We start from the raw sequence: 15,176 nt of genomic DNA, 5'->3' as shown, positions 1-15,176 counted from the left end.
TTCAACGCGCCCCCGCGAAATCCACGACCCTCCGTGGCGTCACACACCGCTACGGGTTAAGGGCGCTTGTATCCGCCGGCGGATGGTAGAAAAGAGAGTAGCACAGGGAGGCGCAAGGATGTCGCTCAAGGGAAAGACGCTGTTCATCTCCGGCGGGTCGCGCGGCATCGGGCTGGCGATTGCGCTGCGCGCCGCGCGCGACGGCGCCAATGTGACGATCGCGGCCAAGACCGCCGAGCCGCATCCGAAGCTGCCGGGGACGATCTACACAGCGGCGCAAGAGATCGAGCAGGCCGGCGGCAAGGGGCTGCCGGTGCTGTGCGACATTCGGGATGAAGCACAGGTCGCCGAAGCCGTCGCCAAGACCGTGGAGAGGTTCGGCGGCATCGATGTCTGCATCAACAACGCCAGTGCCATCCAACTCACCGGCACGCTGGAAACTGATATGAAGCGCTACGATCTGATGCACCAGATCAACACGCGCGGCACTTTTCTCGTCTCCAAAATGTGCATTCCACACTTGAGGTTAGCGGAAAATCCTCACATCTTGAATCTGGCGCCGCCGCTCGACATGAAGGCCAAATGGTTCAAGAACCATGTCGCCTATACGATGGCGAAGTTCGGCATGTCTATGTGCACGCTGGGCATGAGCGCCGAGTTCGCCAGGGATGGCATCGCGGTCAATTCGCTATGGCCGATCTCAACCATCGACACGGCGGCGGTGCGCAACCTCCTGGGCGGAGCGACGGTGGCGGCGATGAGCCGTTCGCCCGACATCATGGCCGATGCCGCACACGCCATCCTGGCCAGGCCCTCGCGCGAGGCAACCGGCAATTTCTACATCGACGAAGAAGTGCTGCGTGCCGAGGGCGTCGGCGATTTCTCAGTCTATGCGCCGGGCGCGACAGGCCCGCTCGCCGGTGACTTTTTTGTGCCGGACGAGGTGTTCGGCCGGACGGATACCAAAATCAAAAGTATCTACTGACGGAAAGTATCTCGCTACAGAAGTATCTCTTAAAAGACCGGCACAGACGCCTGCTCACTCCTCGGCTTTCTTGGCTTTGCCAAGACCCATCAGCCGGTCGATATAGGCAAGCATCAGTGCCGAGAGAAGGCGAGGGAGACGACCTCGAACAGCTTCTTGCCGAGCGCCGAGCCCAGTCCGAGATAGAAGGCGACCAGCAGCCAGCGCGAGGCGAGAATGATCGATTCGATGGCGAGTTCGAGGCGCTTCATGCGGCGGTTCGGGCTCCGTTGTCGGAGTGCCGTATTTCGGGCAGGCTGCGGCTGTTTGCAAGGTTCCAAAAAAACGAAACCCCGCCGGGGAGGGGAACCGGCGGGGCTCGTGTGTCCCGCTGGAGTCGGGACAGGGCAGGGAACGCCCTGTCCAGAATCTGGGATTGGTGACCACGCGTTTCAAGATTGATGACCGCGCGATTCAATGGTTGATCAAATCGCGCGGTTCACATTCCGATTTATTGGGCGCTGGCCACCGGCGCCACCAGGGGGGTAATCCGGCGGATGGCGACGCGACGGTTCTCGCGGTTGGGTCCCGACGTGTTGACCTTGAGATACTCCTCGCCATAGCCTTGGGTCGTCAGGTTCTCCGGCGGGATGCCAAAGGCGTTGGTCAAGGCTTCGGCGACCGCCTCGGCGCGGCGGTCGGACAGAGCAAGGTTCGCTTCCGGTTTGCCGACAGCGTCGGTATGGCCCTCGATCAGGAAGCTCTCGGCCGGGTTTTTCTTCAGCAGCTTGTCCATGGCGTTGGCAACACCCTCCAGCTTCTGGACCTCGGTGTCGGAAATCGAGGCCGAACCGAATTCGAAGTTGAGCGTGTCGAGGTCGATGCGGCGGGCGATGTCGCGCACGCGGGCCGAGCGCTTGACCTCGTCGATCGAATAGAGGCGCTGGACCCTCTCGACCGGCGGCCGTTCGAGGAAGGTGTAGTAGTCGTCCGGATCCTCGACCTCTTCGGAATCCAGAATGTATTCCTCTTGCGGGATGGTAAGGCGCATCGGCGGCAGGTCGTCGCCCGGGTCGCGCCAGTCTGCATCATAGTCATAGTTCCGCTCGTCGACATAGCTCAGCACATATTCGCGCCCGTCAGGCGCGATGCGTGAACGCTGGATGACGTCGCCGTAGCGGTTGCGGATAGTGACGATCCGGACACCGTTGTCGCGCTCGACGATCTCCCGGGTGCGATCGCCCGACAGGTCCTCATAATAGACATTCCTGGCGCCACGATGCATGCGCGGGGCATCGCTGCTTTCCACGAACGTCTGGTTGTTGAACTGGAGGATGACGCGGTCGCCGAATTCCCTGACGACGTTGGCGCCCTGGGGGCGCGGACGGCGGCGAACATCCTCGATGTCCGGCGCACGCTCGACACGCTTGCCTTTTTCCTCGGTCACCGGAGCGATCTTTTCAGGCTTGATCTCCTTCTGGGCTGCCCGGTCGTCGGTGGGTGGCGGTCCCTCCTCGACCGGAGCCGGCTTCGGGGCTTCTGCCTGGTTCTCGCCCTGCTGGGCGGGCTGGTTGCCCTGCTGCTTGCCGGCATTTTGGCCGCGCTCCTTGCCACCCTTGCGCTTGCGCAAGACATCCTTCTGGCTGTCCAGAACAGGTGCCTCGTTCGGATTGGCCTGGGCTTCACCCTGGACCGGATTTTCACCCTGGACCGGCGCGGCCTGGCCAGTCGAAGGCTGTTCGCCGGTCGAGGGCTGTTGCTCTCCTGTCACCGGCTGTTCGCCGACAGGCCTCTTGCCACGTTTCTTGATCTTGTCCTGGGGCTGTTCGCCCTGGACGGGAGCGGCCTGCTGCTCGGTCGGAGCCGGTTGGGCCTGTGGGGTCGCTTCCTTATTGGTCGGCGCCGGCTGGCCTTCCGCCTCCGTGGCGGGTCCGGTCAATTCAGCAGGCTTCTTGCGCTTGCCCGGCTTTTGTCCGGGCTCGACAGTCGGAGCCTGTTCTGCCGGGGCAGCCTCGATCTGCTGGTTCTGTTTTTGCTTCTTCTTGCGCGGATTGACGTTGGGCTGGTTGTCGTTTGCCGGCGCTGCCTGCTCGGCCGGTTGTTCCGATGGGGCCGCTTCGATCTGCTGCTGATTGCGCCGCTTCTTGCGGGGCTGTTCGGTCTCGGCCGGAGCGATCTGCTCGGTGGGAGCAGATTCCGTTTGCTGCTGTTGGTTGCGCCGCTTCTTGCGGGGTTGCTCGGTCTCGGCCGGAGCGATCTGCTCGGCCGGAGCGGATTCCGTTTGCTGCTGCTGATTGCGCCGCTTCTTGCGGGGTTGCTCGGACTCGGCTGGAGCGATCTGCTCGGCCGGAGCGGATTCTGTTTGCTGCTGCTGATTGCGCCGCTTCTTGCGGGGTTGCTCGGACTCGGCTGGAGCCGCCTGCTCGGCCAGAGCGGATTCCGTTTGCTGCTGCTGGTCGCGCTTCTTCTTTCTGGGCTGCTCTGCCTGCTGGCTTTGCGCGCAGGCCTCCGCCGACTCGCCCTCGGCGCAACTCGATTGCACTGGGATGAGCGGCGCTGCGGTACGTTGCACGGGGCTGAATGCGGCATTGCCTTGCAGCGGGAACGCGCCTAACGGCGCGGACGCCATCAACAGGCCAAGCGCCGTGCCTGCCAGAATCCGTGGTTGGCGTTTCATCATAAACACTCCTTGTGGCGTCCCATCCCTGCCCAAACTTTCAGCAACCATGTTTGGTTCCTGTTTGTAGGTTCTAGCTGTGGCACAGGGCGATTGACCGGCGTTTTGAAGGCGACTTCATGTCATTCGTATGGTCCTGGCATATGTTCCGGCGTATGGTCCCGGCGTATCGTTCGGACGAGGGTGCACGGTTGCCGTGCTTGACCTTGAAGCGTCCGAGGGCCACATGCCGACGATGGAAAAGCCGTTCTGGAAGACCAAGCCCCTCGAGGCGATGACCCCGGCCGAGTGGGAATCACTCTGCGACGGTTGCGGTAAATGCTGCCTGTCCAAACTCGAAGACGAGGACACCGGAGAGATCTACTGGACCAGCGTTGGCTGCCGGCTATTCGACGCTGGAAGCTGCCGCTGCTCCGACTATGCCAACCGGCTGGCGCGTGTTCCGGATTGCGTCGGGCTGACGCCGCAGAATGTGCGCACCATCAGCTGGCTGCCCAAGACCTGCGCTTACCGGTTGGTGGCCGAGGGCCGCGATCTCTATTGGTGGCACAGGCTGGTGTCGGGAAGCGACGAGACCGTGCACGAGGCCGGCATCTCGATGCGCGGCCGGGTCAGCGCCAGCGAGACCGACCTTGCCGAGCCGGACGACTATTTCGACCATATGCTCGCGGACGAGCCTTAGGATTTCCTCCGGTAACGAAGACCGGGAACCATGGCAAAACGGTGCGTTCCCCATCTGCCCTGCATAGAACCGGTTCCAGAAACGGAGAGACTAAACAGCTGGCCCATTCTTGCCTCATGAACTGGAGATGAACGGCCGGTTCGCAAAAAATTCAGACAGACGGGTGCATTCTCCTGCCATCGGTTCGACGAAAACGGGTTGAAACCCTCAACAAGGAGAGAACACAATGTTCAATACCATCAAGACGGCTGCTCTTTCGGCTCTTGTCGGCCTTGGCACACTTGCTGCCATCCCCGCTCATGCTGACAGCATCTATCTCGGCTTCGGCAATAACCAGGATCCGCGCGTCGGCGTCTATACCGGCGACGAAGATGATGGTTACTATCGCGAACACCGCCGTCACGGCGGCTGGCGCCGGTCCTGTTCGCCGGAGCGTGCCATCGACAAGGCCGAACGCATGGGCCTGCACCGCGCCCGCATCATCGACATCAACCGCCGCACCGTCAAGGTCGCCGGCCGCCAGTATGGCGACCGCGTCGTGATCGTATTCGCCAATGAGCGCGGCTGTCCGATCATCTATCGCTAAGGTCTTCGGGCCTGCGGCCGGCTGACTTGCAGCCGGTAGAGTAGCGGAGCCCTTCCGCCAGGACGGAAAGCGTGGCTCAAAAAAAACCCCGGAGGATCGATCCTCCGGGGTTTTTCATGCTGCAAGCGATGATCATTTCAATTCGAAAGTCACCGTCACCTGTGCGGTATAGGAATTTTCGCCGGCTTGCACCGGGACCGATGCGCCGGCCGCATCGAAAGCCTTCGCGTTGATCGGCATCGGTGGCGGTGCGAAATTCTGGTCTGTGATTTCCAGGACCCGGCCGATGCCTACGCCGGCCGCTTCGGCCAGCGTCTTGGCCTTGGCCATGGCATTGGCGATGGCCTTCTTGCGCGCCTCGGTGACGGCTGCCGCCGGATCGTCGTTGGAGAAGGAGATGCCGCCGCCCTGGTTGACGCCGAGCGACACCGCCTTGTCGAGAATGTCGCCGGTCTTGTCGATGTCGCGGATGCGCACCGACAGCGTGTTGGTCACCTGGTAGGCGACAAGCTCGGCCTCCTGGCTGCCGTCGGGCTTGTTGGTGTAGTTATAGCGCGGGTTGATCTGGATGCCCGCGGTCTGCAGATCGCGCTCCTTGATGCCGGACGATTTCATCGCGGCGATCACCGCGGCCATGGCGTCGTTATTGGCATCGAGCGCAGCACGTGCCGTCTTGGCCTCGCGCATGACGCTGAGCGTCAGCAGAGCCAGATCGGGTGCTATCGCCGCCTCGCCTTCGCCGGTGACGACGATGCGCGGCGGCGGTGGTGAATCGGCGGCGCCGGCGATCGCCGGAAATGCGATTGCGGCGGCAATTGCCAGGGGCAAAATACGTCTGGTCATGAAATCTCCTCGATCTGCGATCCCAAGACGGCCGAGTGTTGGGCGGCGTCCAATGGGCGACGTGCATTAGGTTATCAATATGGGCTGATTTGGGCGATCTCTGCCAGCCCCATGGAACGCCTGCTTGGAAAGCCCAGGGAAAGCCTTGTGCGGTTCAGGGAAAAACACTAATCCAGCGCCGTGGGGCCTGTAGCTCAATGGTTAGAGCCGGCGGCTCATAACCGCTTGGTTGGGGGTTCGAGTCCCTCCGGGCCCACCATTGGCTTTTGTGGCCGTTGATTTAATTGGATTTTTTGGCCATTTTTGTCCCACCTCTTTCAACCCCCTCAGAAAGTGGGACAATTTTGTTCTCTTTTCGATCGATAACCAGCAGGTATTTCGCCGCTCTCGCTACCTTCCGGCGACGCGCTTTCTTGATGTAGTGGTCGGGCTGCTGGTACGTAGTCCACCCATATATCGCCTTCAGCTGCTCGTGCGTCGCGCCGTTCTCAGCGGCGATCGTCGCGCCGGCCTTGCGAATTCCATGAGCACTGCAGTGCGGCAGCTCAGCTTGATCACACCACTGGCGCATCTTGTTGCCCAGACCGTTCTCCGAGAACGGCCGACCATACTCATTGACCAGGAAGGTCATCTGGTCGGAGGGCGTGTGCTCAAGTTCCGCCTCTAGTTCGGGCAGAAGCGGGAGCTCCACCAACACCGCATCCTTGTTACGACTGGTCTTCCCAGGCTTAATTCTGATCCACTTCTCCCACTGCTCGGTCTCCTCGTTGTAGACGAGCGTGATGTGCTGTCGACCGAAGATCGCGACGTCGGACAACCGCAGGCCAGTAAACATGAAGATCGAGAGCGCACGTCTGGCTGCGGTACCCAGCGGATGCCGCTTCTCATATTGAACGATCTCCGACACGTCCCATGGGTGCCAGCCGTCGCCGCTCTTTAGCCGTCTGATGCCGCGGGCGGGATTGGAGTCGACGCCCGGAATCTCTGTGTCCTTTGCCCACTCAAACATCGCGCTGATGGCTTTTACGATATTGTTTGCCGCGCCAAGGGCGTCGAGCCTGGTGTCCCTGATCTCCTTAACATGAGACCGTTTCATACCGGCGAATGGCAGAGATCCCTTGGTGGGATACTGAGGATCCGGGTCACCTTCGAGGGGATGAGGTAATTCGCATACGCGCTCCAGAATTGCTCGTCGGCGCGCCATAGTGTCTTGGGTGATTTCCGTGCCGCCCCGACGGTAATACTCCTGGCAAAGCCACAGCAACGTGCCTTTCTTCGCTGGCTCGGAAGGCTTGGGGAGGCGCCGGCAAATCTCGGGAAGAGTGCCGGGCCGAACATAAGTGACCTCGGCGCGCGCGCAGCGCAGTTCCTCCAGGAACTCGTCGCTGCCGGTCGGTTCACGGAGCCGGACCTTCTTCCGACCCGGTGCGCGAAAATAGTACCGATCATTGCCGTGGCGATCAGTGTCCTTCACTACGCCCTTAAGATCGATTTTCACGGGCTCATCCGTCATGTTCGTGGTTTTCGATCCCAAGGATTGTCTAGTGGCTGCGAATCTTCGTCAAGCTTTGGTGCTCCTCCGATTTGGCGGTGAGGGAGCTTTCGAAACGCCAACACAAGTTCCTCGACGTCCCAAACAATGCGCCCCTTGCTCGGCATTCGTGGCTGCGGCATCCGGCCGTCCTGGACCATTTCATCAAAGGTCGTTGAGCTTACGCCGATGAAGGTCGCAGCCTGCTCGCGATTGATTCCTAGCGGCGGGAGCGAGGGCGGCAAGACGGTCGGGGTGCGTAGCATCGGTTTAGCGCGTTGAAAGCGCGTCTTTAACGCCTGCCTGTCTTCCTATGCACCTGTCCGAATATTGCAGACGCTCAATCATGTCCTGGCCCTGTGCTTGCAGGCTCACCCTAGGTCTCCAGACCTAGGATCGCTCAAGACACCGGACTCTTTTCCAGCCTTTGTGTACGATGATGGGTATCTTAATGCGCTCGAGGCCAAGAACTGAATGGGCGGCGACTTGCAAGGGCAAAATGACCGCGGAACCACGTATCTGAGTCAGCGGCGCAATCCAACTGAGGAACGCATGGTTGTGTTTTCAGACGGTTATGACTCTCATGCATGCGTAACAACCAACAAGAATACCAACAAAATATTTCTGTGGATCACTTTCATTCCTCATGGAATGCGCGACTGATTTGGTCCGACAGCGGCTTCACAAAATAAGAAAGCGCCGTACGCTCGCCCGTCTGGATCATCGCTTCGGCCGGCATGCCGGGCACGAGCGTCAGGTCCTTGAGCTTCGTCAGTTCCGCATGCGGAACCGACAGACGCACCAGGTAATACGAAACGCCGTTTTTTTCGTCCGTCGCCAGATCGGCTGCGATCCGGCTGACATATCCGTTCAATACCGGCGTGGTCCTCAGATTGAAGGCTGACATCCGCAGCACGGCCTTGTGACCAAGCTGGATTTGGTCGATGTCCTTCGGGGTGATTCGTGCTTCAAGCGCAAGATCGTCGCCTTCCGGCACGATTAGCATAATCGGATCGGCGGGCGTGATCACTCCTCCGACCGTATGAACTGCGAGTTGTTGAATGGCGCCTGACTGCGGCGCGACAATATCGATCCGTCGCAGTTCCTGTTCAGCCGCCACCTTGCGCTCAACATACTCCCCAACCTGCGCCTGAACCTCTCTGAGCTCCTGGCCGACTTCCGTCTTGAAATCCGGATCGATCTGCAGGATCTGCAGGCGCGTTTCGGCTATGCGGGCTGCCGTCTGTGCCTGATGTGCAATCTTCTCACCGCGTTCGCCGCCGAAAGTGGCAACCTGCGTCTTCAGACTGTTCAAGCGTTGGTCCGAGACAATGCCTTGGTCGCGCAGCCCACTCAGGGCAGCAATTTCCTTTTGGAGGATCTCGGTGCTTTTCTCACAAGCAATTTCCTGCGCCTTGAGCCCCTCGATCTCGTGCTCATATTGAGTGATGCGTTCCGCTAGCTGCGCCTGCCTTCCGTCGCGGGATTGTCTGCGGAATTCGAACAGCCGCGTCTCGCCATGTACTGCCGAAGCTACGTCCGGAACATCTCTGCGGGCGAGCAGCCAGTCCGGGAAGGCGATCTCCGCCAGATCGTCACGCTCAGCTTCGAGTCGTGCCAGGTTGGCGGCCAGCTCATCGAGCCGCTTGGTGACTACAGCGAGAGTGGCGCGCGTCTGGGTGGCGTCGAGCCGCATGAGGATGTCGCCGGCTTTTACTTTATCACCTTCGCTCACCAGGATTTCTCCCACCACCCCGCCGGTCGGGTGCTGCACCTTCTTCACATAGGAATCGACGACAAAGTGTCCGGACGCGACAACCGCGCCGGAGAGATTCGTGAAGGCCGCCCAGGCTCCGGCTCCTCCCACAAAGATCACGCTCGCCAGCAGGCCCGCCACCAGGTGCCGGCGAATGGACCTGGAAACGTCATTGTTCTGATGAATGCCGGACACCGGGATCCTCCATGTCAGCGCGCTCGTTATCCTGTGTAGACTCGATGGCCTTGACCCCAGCGCCTGATGCCATCGCTGCCCCCTTAAGGACTTTGGAAAGCGCCTCATCACGCGCACCGAATGCTCGCTGCCGTCCACCTTCCATCACCAACACCAAATCCACGGCGCGGATGGCGCTCGGCCGATGGGCAACGACAACCGCAATGCCCTTGCGCTCGCGCACGGAGGCGATCGCCTTGACAACCGCAGCCTCGCCTTCCGCATCGAGATTGGCATTGGGTTCATCCAGCACAACAAGGAAAGGGTCTCGATAAAGAGCACGGGCAAGACCGATACGCTGGCGCTGCCCGGCGGAAAGTGCCGATCCGGCCTCACCAATCGGAGTTTCGTAGCCGTGCTCAAATCGGAGGATCAGTTCGTGCGTGCCCGCTGCTTTCGCCGCGGTGACAATAGCCTCAGGGTCAGGATTATCTTCAAAACGAGCGATGTTTTCGGCAATGGTGCCGTCGAATAGTTCAACACCTTGCGGCAAATAGCCGATATGACGGCCTAGCGCTTCCCGGTCCCATTGATCGAGGCTTGCGCTGTCGATGCGAACCTTTCCGGCGACCGGCGCCCATGCGCCGACGATGGCGCGCGAGAGTGTCGACTTGCCCGAACCCGATGCACCGATGATCCCGAGTGCGCTTCCCGCCTGAACGGCAAACGCAAGGCCGGTCACGGTCGGCTTCCTTTCGCCGGGCGGAACGATTGTCACGCCTTCGAGGCGGAGTTCGCGTTCAGGTGCAGGCATTGGCATAACAGGAGCGGTTTCAGGAACCTTTCCCAAGAGGTCCTCCAGCCGCGCCCAACCCTGGCGCGCCATGAGGAAGGGTTTCCAGCTTGAAATGGCCAGATCGACCGGAGCCAGCGCACGCCCCATCGTGATCGAACTGGCAATCATGACCCCGGCCGTAGTCTCCTGCCTGATGACAAGGTACGCGCCGACGGCAAGAATGGCCGATTGCAGCAGCACGCGCAGCGACTTTGAAATGCCACCCAGCCCACCTGCCACGTCCCCGACTTTCCGGTTGGCGGCCAGATACTTGGCATTGGCCTTGTGCCATCGGGCAGCGATCCGCTTTGCGAGACCGAGAGCTTGCACGACCTCGGCATTGCGGCGCGCTGCTTCCAGTAGACCATTGCGTACCATGTTGTGGTCAATGGTATCGCGTATCGGCCCTTGCGAGAGAGTGTTGGTAAGGAGTGTCAGAGATGTGAGACCGATCGCCCCGATAAGTGCCGTCATGCCGATCCAGAAATGAAAGAGGAAGCAAATGCCAAGATAAAGCAGCATCCATGGCAGATCGAAGAACGCTGTCGGGCCGTTTCCACCTAAGAATCCGCGAACATTGTCGAGATCGCGTAGCGGCTGCAAGCCGTCGCCCGGCATGCGCGTTAAAAGCGGAAGGCGAACGATCGCATCGTGAACGCTTCCGGAAAACTGTTCATCGAAACGCTCGCCAATCCGCAGCAGCACGCGGGCGCGCAAAACGTCGAGCAGGCATTGGAACGCATAAAGCCCTGCAGCAAGCACGACGAGCCCCACTAGCGTCGATACGCTGCCACTTGCCAGAACGCGGTCGTAGACCTGAAGCATGAACAGCGGCGAGATCAGCGCAAGCACGTTGACCACGCCGCTGATCAACAGAATTCCCCAAATAGCGGAAGTCAGAGGGAAAGGTCTCAAAGCTGAATCCTTCAAGGAATGGTTACTCACGTAGGTCTCCGTGAGGATCTGGCGACCCAGCTCCCTATATTGCTCCCCGAGCGGCAACCGACTGCATCCGCTCGCTGATTCAGGATCAGTGCTCCCGCCGAATGTGTTTGGTTTGGCATCTAATGGAGCGGGTCAACAACAACACCGTCCGGCTGAAGGTTTGGAAGGGCAACGTCATCGTGGCCGGCCGCAAGGGCCCGAACAGGCTTCCGCCTCCACGCCTTCAGGGAGATTTCGGTGTACGACCAGCGCGACGTGCAGGGCTTCGTCAAGCTGTACACGCTGCGACTGCTCCCGGGCGCCCCGGCCCATCGCAAGTAGCGGAAACGGAAAGCGCCCGCCCAGGGGGGCGGGGCGCTGTTCCGTATGGGTTTTCTGGATCAAACGAAGGTGAAGTCCGACGCGGTCAGGCCTAGGTCGGCCACGGTGACCACACCGCCCAGGTGGGCGAACTCATGCGCGCTGTTGTCGGCGGTGACATAGGCCAGAGTTGCGACTCTGTCGGTGTAGCTGCTTTGGTAGACAATGATGTCGCCGGCGTGCTCGCCGGAGATCGCACTCGCGGCTTCAGAAGCAGAGTTGAAAGATTCGCCAGTGATTACCACGACGTGTTCGCCGTTCGCACCCGAGGCCGCACCACTGTAGAAGCTGCTCACCGGGTAGCCGGACTGTATGCTGGCGTTGTTGACGAAGTTCGCGCCAAAACCGTCGTTGTAGAGGCCCACCGCATCGAAGGCGAACTTGTCCTCCGCCGGGTTGAAATCGGTGATAGTGGTAATGTCCGGCTTCGACCCGACACTCGGGTCGACCCCAGGCACCGGATTGTGGAACTGGAACACGAACGTGTCATTGTCGGTGCCCCCGGTCAACCTATCCTGGCCGTCACCCACGTAGAGGACATCCTGGCCGGGACCGCCGCTGAGCCTGTCATTGTCCTCACCGGAGATGCGCGCGTTGAAGCGGCCGTTGTCGCCGGAGAGATCGTCCCAGCCATCTCCGCCGAAGATGCGGTCGTTACCCTTGCCGCCAATGGCTCGGTCACTGCCCTGGCCAGCCGAGATCTCGTCGTTGCCGGCACGACCGTCAATCCAGTCATTGCCCTGGAAACCCTCCATCCAATCTTCAAGCTCGGTGCCGAGGAGTGTTTCGGAATCCGGGCCACCCTCGATAATCTTTGCCATCAAAATACTCCTAATGATGCACCCTGCCTGACGCGTTTCATATTCCTCATCGCATAATTAGAGAAATCGATTGCTTGGATAGACACACATTTACGAGATGGATGCACTCACGTTCACTTCGCCCTTCTGCTGAGCAGTTGCGGGCTCGCTGGCGGCCGGGAAGCTGGTCGCCCAAGCAATCGATCTGAAGATTCGACACTCAAACCGGACCAGGACAACACTTCGTAACGGGGCCGTCCTGGTTGGGCCCCAAACGTCTCTCTGTTTGCTCGACGCCGGCATACCCGCACCGTGAGCGCTGGACGAGGACAAGTTCCGCTGGCGGAGAACGGCGTGATCGGCTTGCCGCGCCGAAACTGATGGCGCTCGTCGAAGGCATGGACTGGACACGCGTTCGAGCCGAACGGCGACGGCGTCCGGCCGGAAGGCGGTGGCGAAGTGACTCAGGCGCAAAAGGCGGGCTTCAGGCCGTGCACAATAAGCTTCTGTCGGCGTCATGACGAGAAGCGCTTCGGCCCGTCCCCACGAAATCGATACGCTCAAGGCGATGTTCGTCGCCATGGCGGCGGAGAAGGCCGAACTGCAACAACTCCGGAGCGAAACACTCAAGGCCGAGATCGTCCGGATGGCGACACTCAACGAGCCTGCCCAGGAGCGGATCGCCGACCTTCATGGGATCGTCAAGCAGCTGGAGCGCGCCGCTTCGGTCGCAGCTCCGAGAAGCTCGAACGTGACCAGCAGGCCTTCGCCTTCGACGAAATCCAGACCGGGCTCGGCGCGATTGAGTCCGAGCTCGAGGCCGCAAGACCGACAGGCGAGCCGCGACGTGCTGCGCGACCGCGCAAGGCGTTCCCGGCGCATCTGGAGCGGGTCGAGATCGTCATCCAGCCCGAGCCATGGGGGAAGAAGCGCTCCCGCAGCCAATGGTCCAGTCCGTCAAACGCGGTCGGCCGCACAGGCTTGCGAAACGGAACAGTCCCGCCCTCGCTTAGATACCGAGGCACCGTGTTGCGCGCGCACCCGAATTCTTTCGCCCGTCGGTTCATTCCCCAGCCAAGCTCATGCAGCCGCAGCATCGCTGCCACCTTTTCATGCTGAAGGATCTGCTCTCCCTGCATCGTTCTCGACAATGCAGGAATCGCCCGATCCCAATCGCCATCCATTCCTCCTCTCATAACCGAGGGGGTCAGTTTCTCAATTCGACCGACAACTGAGACGTCCGGTGCTCTTAGGCGGGGTAATCATACGAGATGCCTCCTGCAACATCATTTCCCGCATCCATAGGCTTGCCGGATCATTATTGTGAAGCGCAGGCCATTGGACGGCCTCCGTGAATGCGGCAGGAAGTGGCGGCGGAAGTTCGACAATCCGCAGGGGTGTTAATTTTGCGAAATGCTGCGCCAGCCGTAAGGGCATTGTCCCGATGCGGTTGGTGCCTGATAGAAGGGGCGGGATCATGCTAAAGCCCTGTACGACGACCTCGATACGTCTCTCGAAACCGTTCTCGAGCAAATACCATTCCTCGATGGAGGGCTGCCGGGTGTCCCCGAATTTAAGCACAACCTGCCCCATCGACAAGTATCGGTCGAATGTAAGTGGCTCTGACAGCTGCTTGTTCGTGCCGCAGCCTACGCATACGAGCATATCTTCGAACAGGGCTGCGCGAGGATGTTTCGACATGAACACTTCCGGCATAATCAGAAAATCAACGTCGCCGCGCCGGAGAAGCTCCTCGGGGTCGTCGGAAATAAGCAGACATTCGAAGCGGACGGCGGGAGCTTCCCGCGCAGCACGCTTTACGATCTCCTTAAAAAATACGAGCGTGAGGTAATCGGAAAGGATGATGCGGAAGCGACGATCCGATCGGGCCGGGTTAAAGGCGTCCCAGGAAATAATCGACAGCTGGATGTGCAGCAATGCCTCCCGGACTGCTGTGGCGAGCCCCTCCGCGCGCGGTGTCAAAATGAGTTCGCGGCCGTTCATCGTAAATAGCTCATCGCTGAAATAGGCGCGTAACCGACCGACGGCGGCGCTCATGGCCGGCTGACTCAGGTTAATACTGCGGGCCGCGGCGGTGACTTTACGCTCCCTGATCAAAGCGTCCAGCACAACCAGGAGATTTAGATCGAGTCCCTTAAAACGCATGTATTGACCTATCCGACGCGTGGATGGGTATCGCCCAAAGAATCAATTTTACGAATGGTGAGTAGCGTCAACGCATCAGCCGACGACGAAATAGAGCAACCGATAGGAAGAACGGGAAAACCGTGTATATGCAAAGCGCGCCGATATGCAGGCCCATGCTGCCGGCCGGACGGCCAAGCATCGCCGGACGAATGAGGTCAATTGCATGTGCGAGCGGCAACAAGGAGGCGACGTCCTGAAAAGCGCCGGGCAATTGGTTGACCGGAAACATCGCGCCGCAAAGGAACAGCATGGGTGTTATAACAAGCGTGTTATAAAATATGAAATATTCATAACTGGGCGCAAGCGCCGTGACGACCATCGCTAGACTCGCGAAGGCGAGGCCACTGAGAGCGATGACTGGCAGCAAGCAGAGGATGGATGGCCACGATGTGTAGCCGAGCGTGGTGGCAACAATAGTGATTGCTGTGCCCGCCATCAGGGCCTTGGTGGCTGCCCACGCCAATTCGCCGAGTAAGATATCGCCGAGCGTCAGCTGAGTGCATAGCATTCCTTCCCAGGTGCGCTGGTTGTCCATGCGGCCGAAACTCCCGTAAACCGTTTCAGCAGTCGCCGATGCCATCGCGCTTGTGGCAACCATGCCAGCCGCGAGAAACGCAATGTACGAAGTGCCCTCAACAGGACCTATCATTGTTCCGATGCCAAAGCCGAGACCGAACAGATAGATCATCGGATCGGCGAGGTTGCCGAGAACCGATGCAAGCCCGATTTTCTTCCATCCAAGATAGTTGCGGCGCCAAACCGCGACCCAATTCCACGCATTGGCGGGCATGGCCGCCGCATAACGTTCGCCCATT

General features: G+C 60.2%; 11 protein-coding genes, 1 tRNA gene and 3 pseudogenes. 5 read left to right on the top strand and 10 right to left on the bottom strand.

Going from position 1 to position 15,176, the window contains the following annotated elements; genetic code table 11:
* Window positions 1-118: 118 nt before the first annotated feature.
* Window positions 119-985: an SDR family oxidoreductase gene (locus tag NKJ40_RS15090; RefSeq protein ID WP_352466676.1), complete on the top strand. Its 867-nt coding sequence runs from the start codon at window positions 119-121 to the stop codon at window positions 983-985.
* Window positions 986-1,122: 137 nt separating this feature from the next.
* Here the strand turns inward: NKJ40_RS15090 and NKJ40_RS15085 are convergent.
* A pseudogene (locus NKJ40_RS15085) lies at window positions 1,123-1,236 on the bottom strand (TIGR00645 family protein); the annotation flags it as partial.
* 239 nt (window positions 1,237-1,475) lie between these two features.
* Window positions 1,476-3,641 (bottom strand): OmpA family protein, encoded by a 2,166-nt coding sequence (locus NKJ40_RS31925; protein WP_502903710.1) that lies wholly within the window; start codon window positions 3,639-3,641, stop codon window positions 1,476-1,478.
* A gap of 235 nt (window positions 3,642-3,876) precedes the next feature.
* On the opposite strand from NKJ40_RS31925, the gene NKJ40_RS15070 reads away from it, so the two are divergent.
* Window positions 3,877-4,323, top strand: coding sequence for a YcgN family cysteine cluster protein (locus NKJ40_RS15070; protein ID WP_352466714.1), 447 nt, complete (start codon window positions 3,877-3,879; stop codon window positions 4,321-4,323).
* Between the two features lie 226 nt (window positions 4,324-4,549).
* On the top strand, window positions 4,550-4,909 hold the full coding sequence (locus tag NKJ40_RS15065; protein WP_023678277.1) for a hypothetical protein: 360 nt from the start codon (window positions 4,550-4,552) through the stop codon (window positions 4,907-4,909).
* Window positions 4,910-5,041: 132 nt separating this feature from the next.
* On the opposite strand, the gene NKJ40_RS15060 is transcribed toward NKJ40_RS15065, so the two are convergent.
* Window positions 5,042-5,752, bottom strand: a complete 711-nt coding sequence (locus NKJ40_RS15060) for an SIMPL domain-containing protein (RefSeq protein ID WP_352466673.1) — start codon at window positions 5,750-5,752, stop codon at window positions 5,042-5,044.
* 183 nt (window positions 5,753-5,935) lie between these two features.
* On the opposite strand from NKJ40_RS15060, the gene NKJ40_RS15055 reads away from it, so the two are divergent.
* A tRNA-Ile gene (locus NKJ40_RS15055) sits at window positions 5,936-6,011 on the top strand.
* 21 nt (window positions 6,012-6,032) lie between these two features.
* Here the strand turns inward: NKJ40_RS15055 and NKJ40_RS15050 are convergent.
* The 4 genes from NKJ40_RS15050 to NKJ40_RS15035 all read right to left on the bottom strand — a co-directional run bounded on the left by NKJ40_RS15050 (window position 6,033) and on the right by NKJ40_RS15035 (window position 12,174).
* Complete coding sequence (locus NKJ40_RS15050) at window positions 6,033-7,250, bottom strand: tyrosine-type recombinase/integrase (RefSeq protein WP_352457555.1); 1,218 nt, start codon at window positions 7,248-7,250, stop codon at window positions 6,033-6,035.
* A 670-nt stretch (window positions 7,251-7,920) separates the two neighbouring features.
* A complete protein-coding gene (locus NKJ40_RS15045; RefSeq protein ID WP_352466672.1) occupies window positions 7,921-9,234 on the bottom strand; it encodes an HlyD family type I secretion periplasmic adaptor subunit in 1,314 nt (437 codons plus the stop codon).
* On the bottom strand, window positions 9,209-10,978 hold the full coding sequence (locus NKJ40_RS15040; RefSeq protein WP_352466713.1) for a type I secretion system permease/ATPase: 1,770 nt from the start codon (window positions 10,976-10,978) through the stop codon (window positions 9,209-9,211). Before NKJ40_RS15040 ends, NKJ40_RS15045 begins: the two co-directional genes overlap by 26 nt.
* Window positions 10,979-11,373: 395 nt before the next feature.
* Window positions 11,374-12,174: a M10 family metallopeptidase C-terminal domain-containing protein gene (locus tag NKJ40_RS15035; protein ID WP_352466671.1), complete on the bottom strand. Its 801-nt coding sequence runs from the start codon at window positions 12,172-12,174 to the stop codon at window positions 11,374-11,376.
* Between the two features lie 438 nt (window positions 12,175-12,612).
* Between NKJ40_RS15035 and NKJ40_RS15030 the strand changes: the two are divergent.
* Window positions 12,613-12,993 (top strand): annotated as a pseudogene (locus tag NKJ40_RS15030) (transposase domain-containing protein); the annotation flags it as partial.
* Between the two features lie 77 nt (window positions 12,994-13,070).
* On the opposite strand, the pseudogene NKJ40_RS15025 reads toward NKJ40_RS15030, so the two are convergent.
* The 3 genes and pseudogenes from NKJ40_RS15025 to NKJ40_RS15015 all read right to left on the bottom strand — a co-directional run.
* Window positions 13,071-13,337, bottom strand: a pseudogene (locus NKJ40_RS15025) (hypothetical protein); the annotation flags it as partial.
* 31 nt (window positions 13,338-13,368) lie between these two features.
* The gene (locus tag NKJ40_RS15020; RefSeq protein WP_352466670.1) at window positions 13,369-14,319 is read right to left on the bottom strand and encodes a LysR family transcriptional regulator; all 951 of its coding nucleotides are present in this window, start codon (window positions 14,317-14,319) and stop codon (window positions 13,369-13,371) included.
* A 67-nt stretch (window positions 14,320-14,386) separates the two neighbouring features.
* Window positions 14,387-15,175: an ABC transporter permease gene (locus NKJ40_RS15015; protein ID WP_352466669.1), complete on the bottom strand. Its 789-nt coding sequence runs from the start codon at window positions 15,173-15,175 to the stop codon at window positions 14,387-14,389.
* Window position 15,176: the final 1 nt, after the last annotated feature.

The organism is Mesorhizobium sp. M0119, from assembly GCF_040322615.1.
In the GTDB taxonomy this organism is placed as follows: domain Bacteria; phylum Pseudomonadota; class Alphaproteobacteria; order Rhizobiales; family Rhizobiaceae; genus Mesorhizobium.
Note: the sequence above shows the minus strand (reverse complement) of the source record. Positions and strands in the feature narration are given on the sequence as shown.